The following is a 24,553-nucleotide window of genomic DNA, read 5'->3' on the forward strand; positions in this document are numbered from 1 at the left end:
TAGCCTGATCTACTGCATCCTTGGCCTTGGCTTGAGCATCATCAACTGCTTGACTTTGTTTTGCCTTTTCAGCACTAGTGATAGTTGGATCTTGGCTAATCTTGTCTTTAGCTGCGGCAGCGGCCTTATCAATGGCATCAGTTGCGGCCTTCTTCTGCTCGTCTACTGTACCATTTGATTTTGGAATACTGTTGATTCCTGTAATTCCGTCTGCTTGGGCTTGATTAATTTCATCTGCATTCTTAGCCTGATCTACTGCATCCTTGGCCTTGGCTTGAGCATCATCAACTGCTTGACTTTGTTTTGCCTTTTCAGCACTAGTGATAGTTGGATCTTGGCTAATCTTGTCTTTAGCTGCGGCAGCGGCCTTGTCAATGGCGTCAGTTGCGGCCTTCTTCTGACCTGCTACTGTACCATTTGATTTTGGAATAGCATTTATTTCAGCCACTCCATCTTCTTGGGCTTGAGCAATTTCATCTGCATTCTTAGCTTTTCTGATTGCGCTCTTGGCCTTGGCTTGAGCATCATCAACTGCTTGACTTTGTTTTGCCTTTTCCGCGCTAGTTAAGGTTAAATCTTGACTTATCTTTTCCTTAGCTTTAGCAGCAGCATCTTCAATGGCCTTATTTGCTATATCTTTTTGATCATTAAGTGGTTTCCCAGGAATGTATTGTGCATCAATTGCTGCAATTCCTTTATCTTGTTGATCTTCAACTTCTTGTGAAGTTCTTGCACGATCAATTGAATTTTGTGCTTTTTGGAGCTCTAATTCAACATTATCAATCTGTGTTTTCTTAGCAATACTGTCCAAAGTTGAATCAGCATTAATTGCACTCTTAATTGTATCTGCTTCTTTAACAAGTGCATTTTTAGCTACTTGCTTTTGAGCATCTAACTGATCAGCTGCTAGATGCTGAGCATGAAGTGCAAGGACACCATTTTTATATTCATCTTTAATAGCTTGCGAATTCGTAGCTTCGTCAATTTTATCCAAAGCCTTTTGCTTTTGAGCTTCTACAGCTTCAATTTGTTGTGCCTTAAGTTTTTGAGATAAAGTCTTATCACTGTTAATTTCATTCTTAACAATTTCAGCCTCATCCATAATAAGTTTCTTAGCATAAGATTTTTGATCAGCTATTGAAATTGAAGGTACATATTTAGCATCTATATTAGTAATTCCAAGATTAAGAGCATCATTAATTTCTTGGGCATTTTCAGCCTTTTGAATATTCTCCTTAGCCCTAGTTGCTTCTTGGTCAACTGCCGCTATCTGATCTGCCTTCGCTTTGTCGTCTAATGATAAATCATTTGCAATCTTATTCTTGATTACAGAAGCTTCTTGATCAATTGCTGCTTTTGCCTTAGCCTTTTGGCTATCTAAGCTTCCTTGAGGAATGTATTGTGCGTCAATTGCTGCAATTCCCTTATTGATGGTGTTCTTAAGTTCTTGAGCATTAGGTGCATTATCAATTGCTTCTTTAGCTTTAACTACTTCTGCATCTACATTAGCTTTTTCTTTAGCCTTTGTAGCATTATCTAAAGTTACATCAGCTTCAATTTCTGCTTTAATCTTCTTAGCTTCTTGATCAATTGTTGCTTTAGCAGCTAGTTTTTGATCAGTTAATGATGTGCTATTAGTTACATAGTCACTATCAATCTTACTAATTCCAGTAGATTGAGCATCCTTAACACTTTGAGCATTCGTTGCTTGATCAATTTTATCTTTTGCATCAGCAGCATCTTTATCTACATTAGCCTTTTGTGCTGCTTTAGCAGCATTGTCTAAGGTAGGATCAGCATCAATTGCTGCTTTCACTTTAGTAGCCTCTTGATCAATTGCTATTTGGGCATTTCTCTTTTGATCGGCTAATGACATGCTACTTGGAATATGATCACTATCAATCTTACTAATTCCAGCTATTTTAGCGTCTTTGACACCTTGAACATTTGGAGCTTGATCAACATTAATCTTAGCCGCTTGTGCATCTTTATCTACATTAGCCTTTTGTGCTGCTTTAGCAGCATTATCTAAGGTAGGATCGGCATCAATTTCGGCCTTAATCTTAGCGGCTTCTTGATCAATTGTTGCCTTAGCTTGAGATTTTTGACTTTCCAAACTTCCATTTTCATTAGTTATATGTTGCCCATCTACTGCTACAATTCCATCACGAACTGCACCTTTTATACCTTGAGCGTTGGTTGCATTATCAATTGCACCTTTAGCCTTAGTTGCCTCAGCATCAACATTGACTTTTTGCTTAGCCTTAGTTGCGTCATCTAAAGAAGGATCAGCATCAATTTCAGTTTTGACTTTCTTAGCTTCTTGGTCAATCGCATCTTTAGCAGCAATCTTTTGATCAGCTAATGAAACTTTACTACTTAAGTGATCAGCATCAATCTTACTAATTCCTGCCGCTTTGGCATCTTTAACACCTTGAGCATCTGGAGCTTGATCAATGTTATTCTTAGCTGCTTGTGCATCCTTATCCACATTATCTTTTTGTGCAAGCTTAGTTGCATCATCTATAGCAGGATCAGCATCAATTTCGGCTTTAATCTTAGCAGCTTCTTGATCAATTGCATTTTGGGCATTCCGCTTTTGATCGGCTAATGACATACCATTTACTAAATGATCACCATCAATCTTACTAATTCCAGCAGATTTTGCATCTTTTACTTCTTGAGCATTAGTTGCTTGATCAATCTTACCTTTAGCGCTGGTTGCATCGTTATCTACATTAGCTTTTTGTTTTGCCTTTGCAGTATCATCTAAAGTTTCATCGGCATCAATTTCAGCCTTAATCTTAGCAGCTTCTTGATCAATGGCTGCTTGAGCTGCTGATTTTTGATCAGCTAATGAGGCACTATTTGGCACATGATCGCTATCAATCTTACTGATACCAGCAGATTTTGCATCCTTTACACCTTGAGCATTAATTGCTTGATCGATGTTATTCTTAGCCGCTTGTGAGTCTCTATCAACATTAGCCTTTTGGGCTGCTTTAACTGCATTATCTAAAGTAGAATCAGCATCAATTTCAGCTTTAATCTTAGCAGCTTCTTGATCAATCGCATTTTGGGCACTCCGCTTTTGATCAGCTAATGGAATATTGTTTGTTACATGATCATCATCAATCTTACTAATTCCATCAGCTTTAGCATCTTTGACTGCTTGGGCATTAGTCGATTCAGCAATCTTCGCCTTAGCCGCTTGTGCATCTTTATCAACACTATTCTTTTGTGCCAATTTTGTTGCATCATCTAAGCTAGGATCAGCATCAATTTCGGCTTTAATCTTAGTAGCTTCTTTTGTGATTTCCGCTTGCGCGTTTCTCTTTTGATCAGCTAATGAAGCACCGTTTTCTAAGTGATCGCTATCAATTTTAGCAATTCCTGCACTTTGTGCATCCTTTACGCCTTGAGCATTTAGTGCTTGATCAATCTTCGCCTTGGCAGCTTGCGCATCCTTATCAACATTAGCTTTTTGTGATTTCTTAGCTGCATCATCTAAAGTTTCATCCGCATCAATCTCAGCCTTAATTTTAGCGGCTTCTTGATCAATGGCAGCCTTAGCATTAGTCTTTTGTTCAGCTAATGATGTATTACTTGGCACATAATCACTGTCAATCTTAGCAGTTCCAGCTGCTTGCGCATCTTTCACGCCCTGAGCATTAAGTGCTTGGTCAATCTTCGCCTTAGCTGCTTGCGCATCTCTATCTACAGTCAACTTTTGGGCTGCCTTGAGTGCATCGTCTAGTGCGGGATCGGCATCAATATCAGCTTTAATTTTAGCAGCTTCTTGATCAATGGCAGCTTTAGCATTAGTCTTTTGCTCAGCTAATGATGTATTACTTGGTACGTAATCACTATCAATTTTGGCAATTCCTGCACCTTGGGCATCTTTCACACCTTGAGCATTAGTTGCCTGACCAATTTTAGCTTTAGCTGCTGCTGCATCCTTATCTACATTAGCTTTTTGCTTATTCTTTGTAGCATCGTCTAAGGCTGGATCAGCATCAATATCAGCCTTAATCTTGGCAGCTTCTTGATCAATTGTCGCTTGAGCAGCAACTTTTTGATCCGCTAGTGAAGTACTGTTTGGAATATGATCACCATCAATTTTGGCAATTCCAGTTGCTTTAGCATCCTTCACGCCTTGAGCATTCGTTGCTTGATCAATACTATTTTTAGCTGCTTGCGCATCCTTATTAACATTAGCTTTTTGGGCAGCTTTAGTTACATCGTCTAAGGTTTCATCTGCATCAATCTCAGCCTTAATCTTGGCAGCTTCTTGATCAATTATACCTTGAGCAGCCTTCTTTTGATCTTCTAGTGACATACTATTTGGTACGTGATCACCATCAATCTTACTAATTCCAGCTGCCTTGGCATCTTTGACGCCTTGCGCATCTGTAGCTTGATCAATATTGTTCTTAGCCGCATTGGCATGAGTATCAACATTAGCTTTTTGTTTAGCCTTAGTTGCATCATCCAAAGTTGGATCAGTATCAATTTCGGCTTTAATCTTAGCGGCTTCTTGGTCAATTATACCTTGAGCAGCTTTCTTTTGATCTTCTAATGAGATACCACTTGGCACATGGTCACTATCAATCTTACTAATTCCAGCTGCTTTAGCATCTTTGACACCTTGGGCATTAGGTGCTTGATCAATGCTATTCTTAGCGGCTTGCGCATCTTTATCAACGTTAGTCTTTTGTTTTGTCTTTTCGTTGGTATCTAGAGATGGGTCAGCATCAATCTCAGCCTTAATCTTAGCGGCTTCTTGATCAATAGCAGCTTGTGCTGATGACTTTTGATCGGCTAATGAAGCACTATTTGGTACATAATCGCTATCAATCTTGTTAATACCGGCTTTAACAGCATCTTTAACTGCTTGCGCATCTGCAGCCTGATCAATCTTCGCCTTAGCGGCTTGTGCATCTTTATTTACATTAGCCTTTTGCACAGCCTTAGTTGCATCATCTAAAGTTACGTCGGCATCAATTTCCGCTTTAATCTTAGCGGCTTCTTGATCAATTGTACTTTGCGCATTCCGCTTTTGATCATTTAATGAAATGCCACTTGGTACATGATCAGCATCAATCTTAGTAACTCCCGCAGCTTGTGCATCTTTGACACCTTGAGCATCAGGAGCTTGACTAATTTTGGCCTTCGCATCTGTTGCATCCTTATCTACATTTGCTTTTTGCGCATCTTTAGCATCACAATCCAAAGTTACATCGGCATCAATTTCTGCTTTAATCTTAGCAGCTTCTTGATCAATTATTGCTTGAGCAGCAGCCTTTTGATCAGCTAATGACATCTTGCTACTTTGATGATCTGAATCAATTTTACTAATTCCTGCAGCTTGAGCATCTTTGACGCCTTGGGCATTAGTTGCAGCATCAATGTTATCTTTTGCAGTTTGTGCATCTTTATCAACATTGCCTTTTTGAGCAGCTTTAGTTGCACTATCTAAAGTAGAATCTGCATCAATTTCAGCCTTAATTTTAGCGGCTTCTTGGTCAATTATATTTTGGGCATTCTTCTTTTGATTTTCTAAAGATACACTATTTGGTACATGATCTTTGTCAATCTTGTTAATTCCAGCAGCTTGAGCATCTTTGACGCCTTGGGCATCTGTAGCTTGATCAATATTGTTCTTAGCTGCGTTAGCATCGGCATCAACATTAGCTTTTTGCTTGGTCTTAGTTGCAGCGTCTAAAGTTGGATCATTATCAATTTCGGCCTTGATTTTAGCTGCTTCTTGATCAATTAAACCTTGAGCAGCCTTCTTCTGATCAGTAAGTGATGCACTATTTGGTACATGATCTGAATCAATCTTACTAATTCCAGCAGCTTGGGCATCTTTGACGCCTTGGGCATTAGGTGCTTGAGCAACTTTATTTTTAGCTACTGCTGCATCATTGTCCACATTAGTTTTTTGCTTAGCCTTAGTTGCATCGTCTAGAGTTACGTCAGCATCAATTTCGGCCTTGATTTTAGCGGCTTCTTGATCAATGGCATCTTGCGCATTCTTCTTTTGGTCGGCAAGAGAAGTACTATTTGGTACATGATCGGCATCAATCTTACTAATTCCAGCATTTTGCGCATCCTTAACCTCTTGGGCATTAGTTGCAGCATCAATCTTATTCTTAGCGGCTTGCGCATCAGCATCTACATTAGCTTTTTGTTTTGCCTTAGTTGCATCATCTAAGGTTGGATCATTATCAATCTCAGCTTTAATCTTTATTGCTTCTTGATCAACTAAACCTTGTGCATTCTTCTTTTGGTCAGCAAGAGAAGTGCTATTTGATACATGATCGCTATCAATCTTAATGATTCCAGCATTTTGCGCATCCTTAACATCTTGTGCATTAGTTGCGGTATCAATCTTATTCTTAGCGGCTTGCGCATCGGCATCTACATTAGCTTTTTGCTTAGCCTTTGTAGCACTATCTAAGGTTGGATCATTATCAATTTCGGTCTTAATCTTAGCGGCTTCTTGATCAATAGCATCTTGCGCATTCTTCTTTTGGTCGGCAAGAGAAGTACTATTTGGTACATGATCGGCATCAATCTTACTAATTCCAGCATTTTGCGCATCTTTGACACCTTGAGCGTTTGTTGCTTGATCAATCTTGCTCTTAGCAGCTTGCGCATCGGCATCTACATTAGCTTTTTGCTTAGCCTTTGTAGCACTATCTAAGGTTGGATCAGATTCAATTTCGGCCTTAATCTTAGCAGCTTCCTGATCAATTGTTGCTTGTGCCTTAGCTTTTTGCGCCTCTAAACTTCCATTTTGACCTGATACATGTTGGGCATCAATTGCTGAAATTCCATCATGCAGAGAAGATTTGATTTCTTGAGCATTATTTGCACCATCAATTGCCTTCTTAGCTTTTGCTGCTTCATTATTAACATTATTCTTTTGCACATCTTTTGTTGCATCATCTAATGTTATATCAGCATCAATTTCAGCCTTAACCTTTTTAGCTTCTGCATCAATCTCAGCTTTTGCTGCCAATTTTTGATCTGACAATGAGGTCTTATTACTTTGATGGTCAGAGTCAATCTTAGTAATTCCAGCATTTTGCGCATCCTTGACCTCTTGGGCATTAGTTGCAGCATCAATCTTATTCTTAGCGGCTTGTGCATCAGCATCTACGTTACCCTTTTGACTAATCTTAGTAGCATCGTCTAGAGTTACATCAGCATCAATTTCAGCCTTGATTTTGGCGGCTTCTTGATCAATTGCAGATTGCGCATTCTTCTTCTGATCTGCTAATGATAAGTTGTTTGGTACATGATCACTATCAATCTTACTAATTCCAGCCGCTTTAGCATCTTTGACACCTTGGGCACTAGTAGCCTGGTCAATATTATTCTTAGCGGCTTGCGCATCCTTGTCAACATTGCTCTTTTGGGCTGTCTTTTCTGCATTATCTAAAGTTGAATCATTATCAATTTCCGCTTTAATCTTAGCGGCTTCTTGATCAATAGCATCCTGGGCATTCTTCTTCTGATCTGCTAATGATAAATTGTTTGGTACATGATCACTGTCAATCTTGTTAATTCCAGCTATCTTAGCATCCTTAACACTCTGAGCGTCAGGAGCTTGATCAATTTTATTCTTAGCGGCTTGCGCATCTTTATCAACATTACTCTTTTGCGCTGCCTTCTCCGCATTATCTAAACTAGTATCAGCATCGATATTTGCTTTAATCTTAGCAGCTTCTTGATCAATCTCTGATTGCGCATTCTTCTTTTGATCGGCTAATGATGAGTTGTTTGGTACATGGTCATTATCAATCTTAATAATTCCAGCAGCTTGCGCATCTTTGACACCTTGAACATCAGGAGCTTGATTAATCTTAGCCTTAGCGACTTGCGCATCTTTATCAACATTACTCTTTTGCGCTGCCTTTTCTGCATTATCTAAACTGGTATCAGCATCGATATTTGCTTTAATCTTAGTTGCTTCTTGATCAATTGCATCTTGGGCATTCTTCTTTTGATCGGCAAGTGATGTACTACTTGGAATATGATCGCTATCAATCTTAATAATTCCAGCGGCCTGTGCATCCTTTACTTCCTGCGCATTAGCTGCTTGATCAATATTATTTTTAGCAACAGCTGCATCATTATCGACATTTGCTTTTTGTTTAGCCTTAGCTGCGTTATCTAAAGTTGCATCATTATCAATTTCAGCTTTAATCTTAGCAGCTTCCTGATCAATCATGCTTTGAGCATTCTTCTTTTGATCGGCTAATGTTGTAACACTTGGAATATGATCACCATCAATCTTAATAATTCCGGCTGCTTGCGCATCTTTGACACCCTGAGCATCAGGAGCTTGATTAATCTTATTCTTAGCAACAGTTGCATCATTATCGACATTTGCTTTTTGCTTAATCTTGGCCGCATTGTCTAAAGTTGCATCATTATCAATGTCAAATTTAATTTTAGCGGCTTCTTGATCAATTGCATCTTGAGCGCTCTTCTTTTGATCGGCAAGTGATGTACTGTTTGGCACATGATCGCTATCAATCTTAGTAATTCCAGCGGCTTGCGCATCTTTTACTTCCTGTGCATTCGCTGCTTGATCAATCTTATTTTTAGCAGCTGTAGCATCATTATCGACATTTGCTTTTTGCTTAAGTTTAGTAGCATTGTCTAAAGTTGGATCATTGTCAATTTCAGCCTTAATCTTAGCTGCTTCTTGATCAATCGCACTTTGGGCATTCTTCTTTTGATTGTCTAAAGATACATTATTTGGTATATGATCGCTGTCAATTTTAGCAATTCCAGCAGCTTGGGCATCCTTGACACCTTGAGCATTAGTTGCAGCATCAATATTCTTTTTAGCATTGGCTGCATCAGTATCAACCTCGGCTTTTTGTTTAGCTTTGGCAGCATCATCTAATGTCACATCTTTATCTATCTCAGATTTAATCTTAACTGCTTCTTGATCTATTGCATTTTGAGCAGCTTTCTTTTGATCGGATAATGAAATATTATTTGGAATATGGTCGCCATCAATTTTGTTAATTCCTGCGGCTTTAGCATCTTTCACACCTTGAGAATTGGTTGCTTGATCTATTTGAATTTTGGCAGTTGCAGCATCAGCATCAACATTATTCTTTTGTGCTGTTTTTTGTACACTATCCAAAGTTGAATCAGCATCGATTTCAGCCTTAATCTTAGCTGCTTCTTGATCAATTGCATCTTGAGCACTCTTCTTTTGATCGGCAAGTGAGGTACTATTTGGTACGTGATCACTGTCAATCTTAGTAATTCCTGCCGCTTGTGCATCTTTGACTTCCTGCGCATTAGCTGCTTGATCTATTTTGCTCTTAGCAGCCGCCGCATCAATATCAACATTACCCTTTTGCGCTGCTTTAGTAGTATTATCTAGCGTTGGATCGTTATCAATTTCAGCTTTTACTTTAGCTGCTTCTTGATCAATTGCACTTTGAGCACTTCGCTTTTGTTCTGCTAAAGAAACGCTATTAGTAATATGGTCACCATCAATCTTGATAATACCAGCAGCTTGCGCATCCTTAACAGCTTGCGAGTTAGTTGCTTGATTTATCTTGTTTTTGGCATCAGCCGCATCTTTATCAACGTTACCCTTTTGTGTAGCCTTAGTAGCGCTATCCAAAGTTGGATCAGCTTCAATTTCAGCTTTAATCTTAGCTGCCTCTTGATCGATTAATAGAGTAGCATTTTTCTTTTGATCTTCAAGTGAAGTACTGTTAGAAATATGATCAGCATCAATTTTGGTAATACCAACTGCTTGCGCATCTTTTACACCTTGGGCATTAATTGCTTGATCTATTTTATTCTTGGCGTCAGTAGCATCTTTATCGACATTAGCTTTTTGCGTTGCTTTTTCAGCTCTATCTAAGCTATTGTCTGCCTCTATTTCGGCCTTAATTTTAGCAGCTTCAGCATCTATTGCAGCTTGAGCTGCTTTCTTTTGATCAGCTAATGAAGCTTCATTTGGAATATGATCACTATCAATTTTCGCAATTCCCGCATTAGTTGCATCCTTAACACCTTGAGCATTAACTGCCTGATCTATTTTCACCTTAGCTGCAGCAGCATCAATATCGACATTACCTTTTTGAGCTGCTTTAGCCGCTGCATCTAAAGTTACATCAGCTTCAATTTCGGCTTTTACTTTAGCCGCTTCTTGATCAATTATATTCTGAGCATTTTTCTTTTGATCAGCTAGTGACGTACTATTTGGTACATGGTCACTATCAATCTTCGAAATCCCATTATCACGAGCATCTTTCACAGCTTGAGCTCCAGTTGCTTGATTTATTTTAGTTTTAGCATTAGTTGCATCAGTATCGACATTGGCCTTTTGTTTTGTCTTAGTAGCATCGTCCAAAGTGACATCGGCATCAATTTCAGCCTTGATTTTAGCGGCTTCTTGGTCAATCGCATCTTGAGCCGCTTTCTTTTGATCACCTAATGAAGTAGAACCTGGAATATGATCAGCATCTATTTTATTGATTCCAGCTATTTGCTCATCTTTAACTATTTGAGCATTAGTTGCTTGATCTATCTTAGTTTTAGCATTAGTTGCATCAGTATCAACATTAGCCTTTTGCTTGGCCTTAGCCGCATCATCTAAAGTGACATCGGCATCAATTTCGCCCTTAATCTTAGTTGCTTCCGCATCAATTGCTGATTTTGCCTTCGCTTTTTGACTATCTAAACTTCCATTTTCACCTGGTACATATTGCGCATCGATAGCTACTATTCCATCGTGTAAAGAAGTTTTAATCTCTTGAGCATTCTTTGAGTTATCGATAGCTGATTTAGCTTTAATTGCTTCAGTATCAACGTTAGCCTTTTGCTTGGCCTTAGTCGCATCGTCTAAAGTAGCGTCATTATCAATCATACTCTTAACTCGTCTAGCTTCGGCATCAATTGACAATTTAGCGGCCCGTTTTTGGTCATCTAATGGCGTTGCATTAGGGATGTGATCTGAATCAATTTGTACAATTCCATCATTTTTAGCATCTTTAATTCCTTGCGCATCTGTAGCTTGATTAATCTTGCTCTTAGCTGCGGTTGCATCAGTATCCACATTAGCTTTTTGCTTGGTCTTAGCCGCATCATCTAAAGTGACATCGGCATCAATTTCTCCCTTAACCTTAGTTGCTTCTTGATCAATGGCATCTTGAGCTGCTTTCTTTTGATCAGCTAATGAAATATTATTTGGAATATGATCGCTATCGATCTTTCTAATACCTTCATTTTTAGCATCTTTCACGCCTTGAGCACTTGTGGCTTGATCAATCTTATTCTTTGCGGCTTGAGCGTCTTTATTAACATTACTCTTTTGCGCAGCTTTTTCAGCACTATCTAAAGTTGAATCGGCATCAATCTCGGCTTTAACTTTAGCGGCTTCTTGATCAATGGCATCTTGAGCGTTCTTCTTTTGATCAGCTAATGAGACATTGTTTGGTATATAATCGGCATCAATCTTAATAATTCCAGCGGCTTGCGCATCCTTAACGGCCTGAGCAGTCGTTGCCTGGTCAATATTAGCTTTGGCAACTAAAGAATCCTTGTCAACATTGGACTTTTGTTTGGCCTTTTCAGCATCATCTAAGGTGATATCGGCATCAATTTCGCCTTTAACCTTAGCGGCTTCTTGATCAATCGCATCTTTGGCGGTCTTCTTTTGATCAGCTAATGAGATGTTATTTGGAACATGATCACTATCGATTTTAATTATTCCAGCATTTTGCGCGTCTTTGACGCCTTGAGCATTAGTTGCTTGGTCTATCTTTACCTTAGCAGCAGCGGCATCAATATCAACATTATTTTTCTGCGCTGCTTTCTCATTATTAGCTAAACTATTATCGGCATCAATTTCAGCCTTGATCTTAGTTGCTTCTTGATCAATTATTGCCTTAGCGTTTTGCTTTTGATCAGCCAATGAAGTAGAACCTGGAATATGATCACTATCAATGTTAATTATTCCTTGGTTCCTAGCATCGTTAACCCCTTGAGCATTAGCTGCCTGATCTATTTGAGTCTTAGCTGCGGCCGCATCATTGTCTACATTTGCTTTTTGCTTAGCCTTAGTCGCATCGTCTAAAGTTACATCGGCATCAATTTCGCCCTTAACCTTAGTTGCTTCTTGATCAATGGCAGCCTTAGCTGCTGTCTTTTGATCAGCTAATGAAGTAGAACCTGGAATATGATCACTGTCAATCTTGGCAATTCCTTCTGTTTTAGCATCCTTAACATCTTGTGCACCTGTTGCTTGATCAATTTTACTCTTAGCAGCATCGGCATCAGTATCCACATTTGCTTTTTGCTTGGCCTTAGCCGCATTATCTAAAGTTACATCGGCATCAATTTCAGCCTTGATCTTAGTTGCTTCCGCATCAATGGCATCTTTAGCAATCTTCTTTTGACCAGCTAGTGAGGTTGAATTAGGGATATAATCAGCATCAATCTTGGCAATTCCTTCTGCTTTAGCATCCTTAACACCCTGTGCACCTGTTGCTTGATCAATCTTTTTCTTAGCATTTACCGCATCAGCATCAACATTACCTTTTTGTGCTGCTTTTTCTGCACTGTCCAAACTAGAATCGGCATCAATTTCAGCCTTGACTTTCTTAGCTTCTTGGTCAATTGCATCCTGAGCTGCTTTCTTTTGATCAGCTAAAGAAACCTTATTTGGTATGTGATCGGCATCAATCTTGGCAATTCCAGCTTCAGTTGCTTCTTTCACACCTTGAGCATTAGTTGCTTGGTCTATCTTTCTCTTAGCAGCAGCGGCATCAGTATCTACATTAGCTTTTTGACTAGCTTTTTCTGCACTATCTAAAGTCTCATCAGCATCAATTTCAGCTTTAATCTTAGTTGCTTCTTGATCAATGGCACTCTTATCATTTTGCTTGATTTCATCTAAAGAAATGTTGTTTCTAACATGATCGCTGTCAATTTTGATAATACCTGCATCTTTTGCATCCTTAACACCTTGAGCATTAGTCGCTTGGTCTATCTTCACCTTAGCAGCAGCAGCATCAATATCCACATTAGACTTTTGCTTAGCTTTAGTTGCATCATCTAAAGTGTCATCAGCATCAATTTCAGCTTTAATTTTTACTGCTTCTTGATCAATTATCCCTTTAGCAGCTTGTTTTTGATCAGCTAATGAAGTAGTTCCTGGTATATGATCGGCATCAATTTTAACTATACCTTCAGCTTGAGCATCTTTAACACCTTGGGCATTAAGTGCTCGATCAATCTTATCTTTAGCTGCCGCCGCATCAGTATCCACATTAGACTTTTGCTTGGCTTTAGTTACGTCATCTAAAGTTACATCCGCATCAATTTCAGCTTTAATTTTTACTGCTTCTTGGTCGATAGCAGCTTTAGAAGCTTGTTTTTGGTCAATTAATGACATTTTATTAGGAATATGATCTGCATCAATCTTCGCAATTCCTGCTGCTTGTTCATCTTTAACTGCTTGTGAGTTAGTAGCTGCATTGATTTTAGTTTTAGCTGCTGTGGCATCTGCATCGACATTGGCCTTTTGCTTGGCTTTTTCTGTATCGTCTAAAGTAACATCAGCATCAATTTCAGCCTTAATCTTAGTTGCTTCTTGGTCAATAACATTTTGAGCAGCTCTTTTTTGATCAGGTAATGATGTTTTGTTAGGAATATGATCTGCATCAATCTTAGCTATACCTTCAGCTTGTGCATTTTTAATTGCCTGTGCGTTAGGCGCAGCATTGATTTTGGTTTTAGCTGCTGTAGCATCAGCATCAACATTAGCTTTTTGGGTATCTTTTTCTGCATTATCTAAAGTTACATCCGCATCAATTTCAGCCTTAATTTTAGTTGCTTCCGCATCAATTGCATCAGTAGAGGCTTTCTTTTGATCACTTAATGCCGTACCAGGTTGATGTGCTGCATCGATTGCAGCTTTACCATTTTTCTCTGCCTCACTTACTTCACTAGGAACGATAGCTTGATCTATCTTGCTTTTAGCAGCACTAGCAGCCTTGTCAACCGCATCTTTTTGCGTTTTCTTAGCAAGATCATCAAGAGTAGGGTCATTGTCAATCTCACCCTTAACTTTAGTCGCCTCATCATCGATAGATTTATTAGCAGCTTGCTTTTCAATATCTAGTGAATGATATACATAGGTTACTGAATCTGTTCCATCAGCTAATTCAAATGATGCATCAAATGCAACTTTTTGCCCATTTACAATCACATGATCTGGAGCCCAATTGTTTGCATCAGGTGCTGGTGGTAATTTTACAGTTTCACCTGTAATACCTTCAATTACTACTTTGTTATTTGGAGTAATCTTGTTGCCGTTAGTATCTACATATGTTGGATTTACAGTCTGATTATTACCTTCAACATAGATATTAACTACTGGGTTATCGTCAGATACTAAAGTCTTTGTAGCTTGATTTTGTGCCTTTGCAGCATAATGATAACCTGCTGGAACATTATCTTGGGTATAGTATTTATTAGTCCAGTCAATGGTATTACCATAGTTGGCTGGAACTAAGTTTTCAACAGACTCTGTACCTGATTTACCTGACATTGGTGAGATCAAAACGCGTTCAGGGTGATTAACATCAACATATCTATATGTTACGTTCTTCTTTACCCCGTATACATAAACCTTATATGTATAATTATCACCTTCCATTGGTGCAATACCAATAGATGCTTGACCAAATTCATCGCCATTATCAGCATTGGTAGTTAAATCACCACCACTTTGAGCATCTTTTACGGCACCAGCATAAATTTGCTTACCTAAGGCCCACATATATCCTTTAGGCATATTATTAATAACATTTTCGTTATTAATAAGTGGTATATATTGACCAATATAAGGATCAGGTGGCAAAGTCATCTCCACTGGTGAACCAAGATTTTTACCGTTTTGATCAACATATTGAATCTTAATTTTCCCTACTGGAATAGCAATTGTTTGTAGTTCACGAGTTGCTGGTGTAACAATGTTGGAATTAGAAGTAACACCATTAATATCAGTAATTACTGCTTGACCATTTGTAACAACCATTTTGGCAAACTTTAAAGTATTATCTCCATTGGCATTATTACTTGCGGAGTTATTGCTTATCCAAGTCTTAATATTTGAATTATTAAGAGTTACAGAGCCCGTGCCTGAAATAATACCAGCATTAGTAGCTATTGGTTCCCCATTAGGACCTTGAATAGCCAAATGCAATTGTTTTGGTGAAATAAAAGTTACTCTAGAAGTATTAGCAACTTGAATTACAGCCCCATTAGCTCGTTGATTAATATCAAAAGTGGTCCCAGCATTAAATTCAACAGATTGATTCCCTTGAAGTCTAATTGCGCCTGGCATGGTGGTAATTGGCGCTTTCAAATTAAAATTTTGACCAAATTTAAATATGGCATTATTGTTAAATGCATTAGATTGGGTCCCATTCAAAAAGTATTGGAAGCCAGATTGAGTCCAACTAACATTATCACCAACATTTACACCACCAATGTTATTATACATAGCTGGATAATTGGCTGAGATATCATTGTAAGTAAGTGCTGTGTTGGAAGAACCGTCACCCATAGTAATCATATTACCGTAGCCTACACTTGCTTGTGGTGATATACTCGACATCCAAAATTCCGAAAAGCGAATATCATTACTAGTTCTCTTCATGGTTACACTGCTATTGTTCGCAAAAATAATATTCCCGACGCCACGGGTAACCTCATTAGAAATATTAAAGACATTCTCACCTGAAAAAGTTACTTTTGAGTCATTAGCCATTACTGCATGAATCGGATTATTACCATTTACTGTACTTGGAGATAAGGTTACATTATCCAAGTTTACAGAAAGTCCTGCACCATTACCTGAATAAACAAGAGAATATGCATTATTATCATTTGTATTAAACCCTTGCTTAAAGACTCCATTAGTTAGAGTTACAGTTGTTAGATTATTATATGGCACAGCAACATAACTAAAAGTTTGTGTTCCTAAATCAATTGTATGGCCGTTACCATTGACTACAACATTTGCGCCTGCAGCACGATTTCCAATATTATTAGCTGCTCCTGGCGCATAAGCTATATCATTTGTAATATTAATATATGTTACAGTTGCATCTGACCATGCAGCTGCTAAACTTGAAAAATCACTTACATTTACTAATTTTTGCTTATACATATTAGGATTCCGAATTTGATCAGGTGTAGGAACATTCAATGAGGTTGGGGTTTTGCCAGTAGTTTTACCAATCTCATCATTAAATTTTTGACGACTACTATCAGAATCTGGAGAAACTGTTATATCCCTTGATGTTCCAACATCGGCTGCTGTTTCAACTCTAGGAGTGGTCTCACTAACTAGAGTAGACTCACTCAACCCTCTCTTATCTAATGACTTGGTATCAGCCATATCATTAATAATAGAAGAAGATGGAGCAAAATCACCTGCTGGAATGTTAACAGATGTATTAGATTGTTTAGGAACAATAGTTAATGGCCTACTGTTTTCTGTGTTAGCAGTGGGAACTTGATTTGAATTAGTTACTGGCTGCTTTAGGCCATTATCGTTTACGTTTAAACTTTCACCATTTGTTTTTGATTTTTTATTAGGTGACTTGGGATCATCAACTATCTGTTTTGCATTATCAGTATTCGGTCTTTCTTCTAAAAAAGAATTAAGGCCTGAATATGTCGATAAGCTTTTTGTAACAGATGGTTTTTTCGTTGCCCCTTTTTTATTCTGTGCTTTGGTAGAAGCTATTTTAGTCTCGATACCATTGTTAGCAGCTGTAACATTATAACTAGCATCAATTTTAGTTATTACATTATTCACGATTGCCTTGACACTAGCTAAATTAATTGCTGACTCAATCTTATTATTAGCGTCACTAAATAAAGCATCAACATTCTTAATTTGATTTGCTTTTTCTCCACTACTCAAAGTTTGATCAGCATTAATTTTTGCTTTAGTATCAACTGCTTTGTTTTCTAAAGTACTCAAAGCCGTTTTCTTTGCTTCTTCAAGCATATTTGAATCAATAGGCTTACTTTCAGTAACTGATTGATTTAGTGTCGCTCGTTGAGCAAGCTTATCAATAGAATCCTCTTGATTAGTTTGGCTGTTAATATCAGCTGCTTGTACATCTTGTATACCTAGTTTATTGCTATAAACTAGCCCTCCTCCTAGCATAAAAGTTAATAAGGAATAGCTAACTAGCCATCCTTTTTTGCTTTTATGCATTTTATAGTTCGTATTCTTTATTTCTTCGATTAATTCAAATCTGTTCAAAAATATACTCTCCTTTTTATGCACTAATATATACAGTTTGCAATTCAATATAGGTGTTATTTTATCACAGTTATTATAGTGTTTCCACATTTATGTAGTTTTGACATATAAAATTCTAAAAGTTATATAAAATTATTTTGTTTGCATTTTTTATTAGATAACAATTTTTAAAATGTTTTTATTTTTATTAAAAGAAATAAAATTTTAAAAAATCATTAATTAAATATGATATAATAACATTAATGTTATTTTTAAATCCAAATTATCTTCTAAGATAAAGCAATATTTATTGTTTTAATAATTATTAACTAAAATAATTATTAGCATCATTTTTTATATATGATTAATCAAAAAATATAAATATGAATTTTTAAATAACTAAAATCAGATATATATAATTGCTTTTTTCTTAAAAACCATAGTTGTAAACATATTTTTTAATCATATGTTCCACTTTTTATAAATTTACTATTATAAATAAATAGTTAAATTTTATGATATTACATTAGCCTAACTATTTCTTTTCTAATTAAAGTATTTAATTGCAACTAACGTACTATAGGAAATTCAGTATTTTTAAGTATTATTGATAAAGCTAAGAAATCATAACTTAATTAGAAACCCCGTACTATTCTCAATAACAATCAAAGCAAAAAGGGTTAACTCCGACTTACTATCGGAAATTAACCCTAAATTAAACAATCTATTCGACCTTATGTTCATGTCCCAAATTATTATGAATATGAATTTCGTAACTAGGTTTATTGAGATAACGATTCAAGTTATTGCAGTTCTGCTTGCTTTAAAGCTACTCGCTCAGAAATTTTAATGAACGGAATATAGAATAACGTACAAACTATTAAAATGATAATTTGAACTAATACAACCTTCCAATCTCCCGCACTGGCCAAAAGTCCACTTAAAAGTGGAGGAGTTGTCCAAGGAATTAGTACACTAAGTGGCTTAACAAAACCAATTGCCGTTGCAAAATATCCAATTAATGACCCAATTACTGGACTTAATACAAAAGGAATAATCATTGGAATATTAAAAACTATGGGAAAACCAAAAATGATTGGTTCATTAATTTCAAATATTCCCGGAACAGTTGCCAATCTAACTACATCTTTATACGGCTTATAGCGCGAAACCAATAAAACAGCAATAATCAAGGATAAAGTCAGGCCTGTTCCGCCCATTTGTGAATATACTGTTACAAAGTCTGTGTTGATAATATGAATTGGCTGTTTACCAGCTGCAACAGCTGCCATATTTTCGTTCATGTTAACCAGATTCAATGGGTCAAGAAGTGAGCCGTTAATAACAGTTTGATGAATCCCAAGAGTATAAAGAAAATTACCTGTAGAGTAAATTAATAAAAAGCCTGGAAGAGAAGTATTAACTGACCGTAAGGGATTTTGAATTAAGCGCGAAATTAAAGTTACCAAATCGGTCTTAAAATAAGCTAAAATAGCTGCTAAAATACCAAATACACTTAAAGTTAAAAGTGATGGGATTAAAGAGCTAAAGCTTTGTCCTACGGCAGGCGGCACCTGATCTCCTAAATTGATTTTCAGTGCTTTAACTTTAGTCAATCTAATATAAATTTCGGTCGCCAGTAAACCAATAATGATACCAGCAAACATGCCCGTTGTACCAATTTGTGAATATAAAGCTGCACCAGTTATTTCAACTGGTTTTTTCCCTGAAAGCGGCACAACATTGACTTTAATCGCTAACATAATAAAAACTGCTGACAAAGACACTGCAGCGGCAGAAATTGGATTTTCGTAAACCTTATTTTTAGCTAAATAATACCCAATCAGGGGGGCAATTAAGATACTAGCTACATTTAATGTGCCGTTTGTTAAGGCTGTGCCAAAAACTTGAAATCTTGCTAAAATTGCTCCCTTCATTAACCAAGTAAAAATGACATTATTAAACAAAACAGCAACACCAGCTAAAATAAACATTGGCATTAATGTGGCAAAAGCATCTCGTAATGATCTTAAATGAACCTGGTTACCAATTTGGACTGAAACTTCTGTAAATTTATCTAAAAATTTTTGTAATTGTGGATGAGCCTGATTCCTAGCTGAATTATTCACTTTAATCACCTCTAAACTCAAGTTAAATCTTGACCATTTGAATGAATAACTTTTTTCAACCATGCATAACTTTTTTTAGGAACGCGTTTCATATCACGCAAATCATGATTTGTACGATTAACATAGACGACACCATATCTTTTTTCCATATCACCTTGTGAACTCATAATATCAATTAGGCCCCAACCGAGGTATCCCATTACATTTACTCCATCTTCATTTATTGCTTGTTGCATTGCTTTAATATGATCACGATGGTAATTAATACGATAATCATCAGCAATTTGATGCTTACCATCCCACCTTTCTCGTACCCCAATTCCATTTTCAATAGGGAAGACAGGCAAATGATAACGTTGATATATTTTATTTAAAACGTCTCTAAATCCTAGAGGATCTATTTGCCAACCCCATTCAGTTGACTTTAAATAAGGATTATCCTTTTTACCAAAATTCAAATACTGGTTAGGGGGTGTATTTTCAGGAATTTTACTAGCATCAATTGTACTAGACGCATAATAACTAAAACTTAAAAAATCACTTTTCAATTTGGCAATTTCTACCAATTCAGCTTGATTGACCTGAATATTAATACTCTGCTTTTTAATATATTGGGTAACAGCAGTCGAATATTTCCCCAAAGTAAAAGCATCGAGTAAATTAAAATTCAAAAACTCATCGACTTGATTAGCCATAAATACATCTTGCGGATTAGCTGTTGCTGGATAGACTTGACTATAAGCTAACATGCCACCAATTTTTGCCTTAGTTTTATTGTGTAAATAATTTGCAATTGTCGCATGACAAAACATTACATTATGCGCAATTTGATATAGTTCTGAAATTGTTTTCTTACCTCTTAAATAACCTGAAATTTTAAAAACTTCCATCGTATGGTACAAATTTTGCTCGTTAAAAGTAATCCAATATTTAACTTTACCTGCAAAATGGTCAATCACGATTTTGCTATAGCGAATAAAAGCACGACAAACTTTTTTACTAATAAAGCCATTGTAGTCCTGAGCTAAATGTAATGGCATATCAAAATGATAAAGACATATCATCGGTTCAATATTGCGTTTGCTTAGTTCATCAACCAACTTGTCGTAGTAGTCAAAACCTGCTTTATTGATAGTACCATCACCATTCTTAATTATGCGCGACCAGGATACTTGAAAACGATACATATTCATTCCTAAATCTTGCATATAATCTAAATCTTCAGTTAAGTGGTGGTAGTTATCGTTAGCAAAATGCCAATCACTTATCTGATCACCGGCCTTTCTAATGTCATAAACAGATAAAGTTTTCCCCCCTTCATTCCAGCCACCTTCTGTTTGCATACTTGAAGTTGAATTTCCCCAAAAAAATTTAGCCATCATATTTCTTCTTTCTTAAATTTTAAAAGCGCTTTCAAAAATAATATTATTGCACTTTACTTTCCAAGTAAATATTTGCCAAAATGTAAGTAAAGTAAATTGTCTACTTATGAAAGATGAAAGGAATAACTATTATGCATAAGCAACCCAAATATGTTTTAATTGCCAATCAAATTGAACAAGATATTCTTTTGCACAAATACCAATGTCAACTACCCCATATTGATCAATTGGCAAAAACTTATCATACTAGTAAGGTAACAATTATTAATGCCCTACATTTTTTACAATATAAAAGTATTGTAGCGCCAATCCGTGGTCATGGAACTATGATTCTGACAGCAGAAGAACAAGAAATTTCCAAAAAGGATAATGCCGTTGAACACGTAGGTTTTACTGAACGAATAAAAAATAGCCAATTTTTAACAAGTCATATAATTTCTTTTGATGTGCGCAAACCTACTCATCAAGAAATTACTTTATTAAAACTGAATAAACAGGAATTAGTTTATGATATTATCCGTTCACGTCTTTTACACAATAGTCCAGTTAGACTAGAATATACAATTATGCCCGTCAAACTTATCCCCCAAGTTACGCCTAAAATATTAAAAAAATCTATTTATCATTATATTGAACACGATCTTAATTTAAAAATTGGCAAAGCGAATCGCACTTTTCGGGCAGATAAAGCCGATGCTTATGATCAGTTATACCTAAACTGTCAAAAAAATGATCCAATTTTTGAAATTGAACAAGTCTGTTTTTTAACCAATGGGATACCTTTTGAATATTCCCAAACTAGAAATCGCTATGATCAAGGCGAAGTGACCTTAAATCATGTATAAAAAAAGACAAAATGATAATAAACTCATTTTGTCTTTTTGATTTTTAACTAATCAATGGCTCTAAGGATTCTTTTGGCCAAAGCAAAATTTCCTACTGTCGCTGAACCATTATCATGAATTTCTGGCATTGTGATATATCTGTTTAGATCTGGTACTTGAAGATAGCCGTTTAACATTTGCGCAAAATCACGGCGCACTTTTTGTAAAAACGCTTCACTAGTTACACCGCCACCGAAAACAATTTTATCAGGACGGAATAATAAAGTTGCCTGCAACGCAGCCTGAGCAACATAATAGCTCATTATATCCCAAACTGGATGTGAAATTGGAACTTCGGCTCCTTTTTTACCAAAACGTGCTTCAAACGTTGGCCCTGCAACAAGTCCCTCTAAACAATCAGCATGAAAAGGACAAATACCTTTAAATTCCAAGTCATTTGGGTGGCGTTTAACCTTAACATGGCCCATTTCTGGATGCCCTAAACTGCCCACCAGCTTACCCGCAATAATTGCACCGCCACCAACTCCAGTTCCAATTGTGTAATATAGAAGAGAATTAATGTCTTCGTTAGCAAGTAAAGTCATTACATATTCACCATAGGCTGAACCATTCACATCAGTAGTAAAAAAAATGGGTACATTGATTTCTTGTTTTAGCATACCCACAATGTTAGTATCTTGCCAGCCTTTTTTGGGCGTCGTCGTGATATAACCATAATTATGAGCTGTTTTTCGAATTTCAATTGGTCCAAAAGATGCAATGCTGATTGCATCAACTGGATACCTCTTAAAATAGCCTATAACTTTTTTTATTGTTTCTTGCGGTGTAGTTGTTGGTATAGTAATTTGATCTTGAATTTGATAATTTTCATTACCTATTGCACAAACAAACTTTGTTCCACCTGCTTCAATTGAACCTAGCATTTCTATCTCCCTAATAACTTTTTTTAATTAACATACTAATAGCGTTCTTCACTTCCTGTGCATTAGAACTCTTATCTATTATTTTCCTAAAGGTGGGGTTGGTTTGCAAGTCTACAATAAAATCAAATAATTTTTGGATACTTAAATAATCATCACGAGAAATCGCCAGGAGAAAGACATACTTTACTTCGTTCTTTTCATCCCACTTAATTGCTTTACTTAAACGTGCAAATGAAACTTTAGATTTTTTAGTTGCATAGCCTAAAGAATGAGGAATAGCAATTTTCCCACCAATAGCCGTTGAATACATTTGTTCTCTTTCATACACTTTTTGCATAAAGTCCTTATTTACAATTGCTTTGCTCTCCAAATTTTTTATTAACATATTTAACAATTGCTTTTTAGTCATATTTTGCTTGACTAAGTAAATATTTTCCGTATCAAACAATTTATCAATTTTTTGGTATGGATTATTAAGTGACTTCAAATATTCAGAAAGTTGAATAATATCATTATTTAAATTCACCAAATCAATTTGAATGACTGGAATAGGTGCATCAGTAATCGGAACCATTGTAATTAAAAAATCATTATCAGTAGCTTTTCCTGCTAAATATTCCTCATAGGTATAAGTTCCCGTAATATTTAAAAAAGCTGTGAACTGTGACTGCAATTTTGCTCTAACTAAAGCAGCAGTTGATATACCATTGCCACAAATTAAAGCTGTATTTTTTTTGGTTGATTTCATCCCTTGACGTTCAATTGCAGCACCCACATGTAATGTGATGAAGGACAATTCATCATCATCAAGTTTTAAATTAAGCATATGTTCCAAATATGGTGCCGAATAAGCTGTAATTTCATAGGCATAAGGAAATGTAGATAAAATCACACTCAATAGTGGATTTTTTCTATTGCCATTAACTTTTTTTATTTTGACTAAATTATTTAAATGTTGAGTTAAGTTAATACATAATTCTGGATCATTTACTAAGTCTAATGCAAACTCTTTTTTTATATTTTTTAAAAAAATCCTGACCGCCTTATTAATATCTTTATTAGTTTTAGCCCTAATTTTATCAGTAACACATTCAGGATAATTCATGGCAAAATGATAAATTAAATCATTACGTTCACATTCATTTAGCTTAATGCAAAATTCTTTTTCCAAATTAATGAATAATTTGCTAATAGCAGCTGAAACATTACCTTTGATTTTTAGCTGATGAGATTTCTCTAGTGAATAACCTAGCTTTACTCGTGAGATTGCTAGGGCAATATGCAAGATTATATTTTTTGTATTAATATCTGATAAAGAATAATTATATTGCTGTAAAAAACTATGGACTATCTGTTTTAATCTATCAAGTCTAATATTAGCAAAAATAATTTTTTCCTGTTCAGTAAACCCCACAATATAAGCATTTGAACTTTTATTAATTAATTTGGTAATAATGAATTTTCTTTTAACAGTTTCTGTTCCTTTTAAGTAATAATAATCTTTTGATTTAATAATTTTTAGTCCAACTTCATTAAAATCTTTTTTTATTGTTACTAAATAAGTAAAAAAAGTATTGTCACTAATAAAAAAGCGATCAGTTAGTTCAGACAGTTTAATTTGATTATTAACTAACAAGTATTGCTCAATTTCAATAATTCGTTCACTAGAACTTGAAGCTGGTAAATTACTTTGCGCAATCTTCATTAATTGTTTACGTAAATTTTGATCTAAATAAGCAAGATAAAAGCCACTTCCTCTTTTATTTTTTATTTTTACTTTGTAATAATCCAATTCCTTATTTAATTCCTGAATATCGGACCTAATCGTTCTCGTACTAACATTATATTTTTTAGCTAGAAAAGCGGAGGAAACATAACAATTGGCAGAATTATTTAATAAATCTTCCAAAATATTGCCCAATCGTTTATAGGATAGTTTCATACCGTTCCCCTT

6 protein-coding genes are annotated in these 24,553 nt (G+C 36.0%); 1 reads left to right on the top strand and 5 read right to left on the bottom strand.

All coding sequences use genetic code 11. From position 1 onward, the window contains the following. From F5ESL0230_RS06575 to F5ESL0230_RS06585, 3 genes are all read right to left on the bottom strand, one after another. Positions 1-17,341: DUF1542 domain-containing protein (locus F5ESL0230_RS06575; RefSeq protein WP_122022112.1), on the bottom strand; the 17,341-nt coding region annotated here is incomplete at its 3' end. Positions 17,342-18,123: 782 nt separating this feature from the next. Beyond that, a complete protein-coding gene (locus F5ESL0230_RS06580) occupies positions 18,124-19,449 on the bottom strand; it encodes a PTS sugar transporter subunit IIC (protein ID WP_233551659.1) in 1,326 nt (441 codons plus the stop codon). Between the two features lie 17 nt (positions 19,450-19,466). Next, positions 19,467-20,828, bottom strand: coding sequence for a glycoside hydrolase family 1 protein (locus F5ESL0230_RS06585; RefSeq protein WP_122022114.1), 1,362 nt, complete (start codon positions 20,826-20,828; stop codon positions 19,467-19,469). A 134-nt stretch (positions 20,829-20,962) separates the two neighbouring features. On the opposite strand from F5ESL0230_RS06585, the gene F5ESL0230_RS06590 reads away from it, so the two are divergent. Continuing rightward, positions 20,963-21,676 carry a GntR family transcriptional regulator gene (locus tag F5ESL0230_RS06590; protein WP_158592403.1) on the top strand — a complete coding sequence of 238 codons (714 nt, stop codon included), beginning with the start codon at positions 20,963-20,965 and terminating at the stop codon, positions 21,674-21,676. Between the two features lie 47 nt (positions 21,677-21,723). Here the strand turns inward: F5ESL0230_RS06590 and scrK are convergent, their stop codons facing one another. Both scrK and F5ESL0230_RS06600 read right to left on the bottom strand, forming a co-directional pair. Continuing rightward, the gene (gene scrK, locus F5ESL0230_RS06595) at positions 21,724-22,599 is read right to left on the bottom strand and encodes a fructokinase ScrK (protein WP_122022116.1); all 876 of its coding nucleotides are present in this window, start codon (positions 22,597-22,599) and stop codon (positions 21,724-21,726) included. A gap of 10 nt (positions 22,600-22,609) precedes the next feature. Then, entirely contained in the window at positions 22,610-24,541 is a 1,932-nt protein-coding gene (locus F5ESL0230_RS06600; RefSeq protein ID WP_122022117.1) for a transcription antiterminator, read from the bottom strand. Positions 24,542-24,553: the final 12 nt, after the last annotated feature.

It is taken from the genome of Lactobacillus sp. ESL0230, from assembly GCF_003692805.1.
GTDB classification, from domain to species: Bacteria; Bacillota; Bacilli; order Lactobacillales; family Lactobacillaceae; genus Lactobacillus; species Lactobacillus bombicola.

Excerpts from the sequence above, each read along its gene's own strand:
- F5ESL0230_RS06585 (WP_122022114.1), bottom strand. The coding sequence starts at position 20,828 with ATGGCTAAATTTTTTTGGGGAAATTCAACTTCAAGTATGCAAACAGAA.
- F5ESL0230_RS06590 (WP_158592403.1), top strand. The coding sequence starts at position 20,963 with ATGCATAAGCAACCCAAATATGTTTTAATTGCCAATCAAATTGAACAA.
- scrK (WP_122022116.1), bottom strand. The coding sequence starts at position 22,599 with ATGCTAGGTTCAATTGAAGCAGGTGGAACAAAGTTTGTTTGTGCAATA.
- F5ESL0230_RS06600 (WP_122022117.1), bottom strand. The coding sequence starts at position 24,541 with ATGAAACTATCCTATAAACGATTGGGCAATATTTTGGAAGATTTATTA.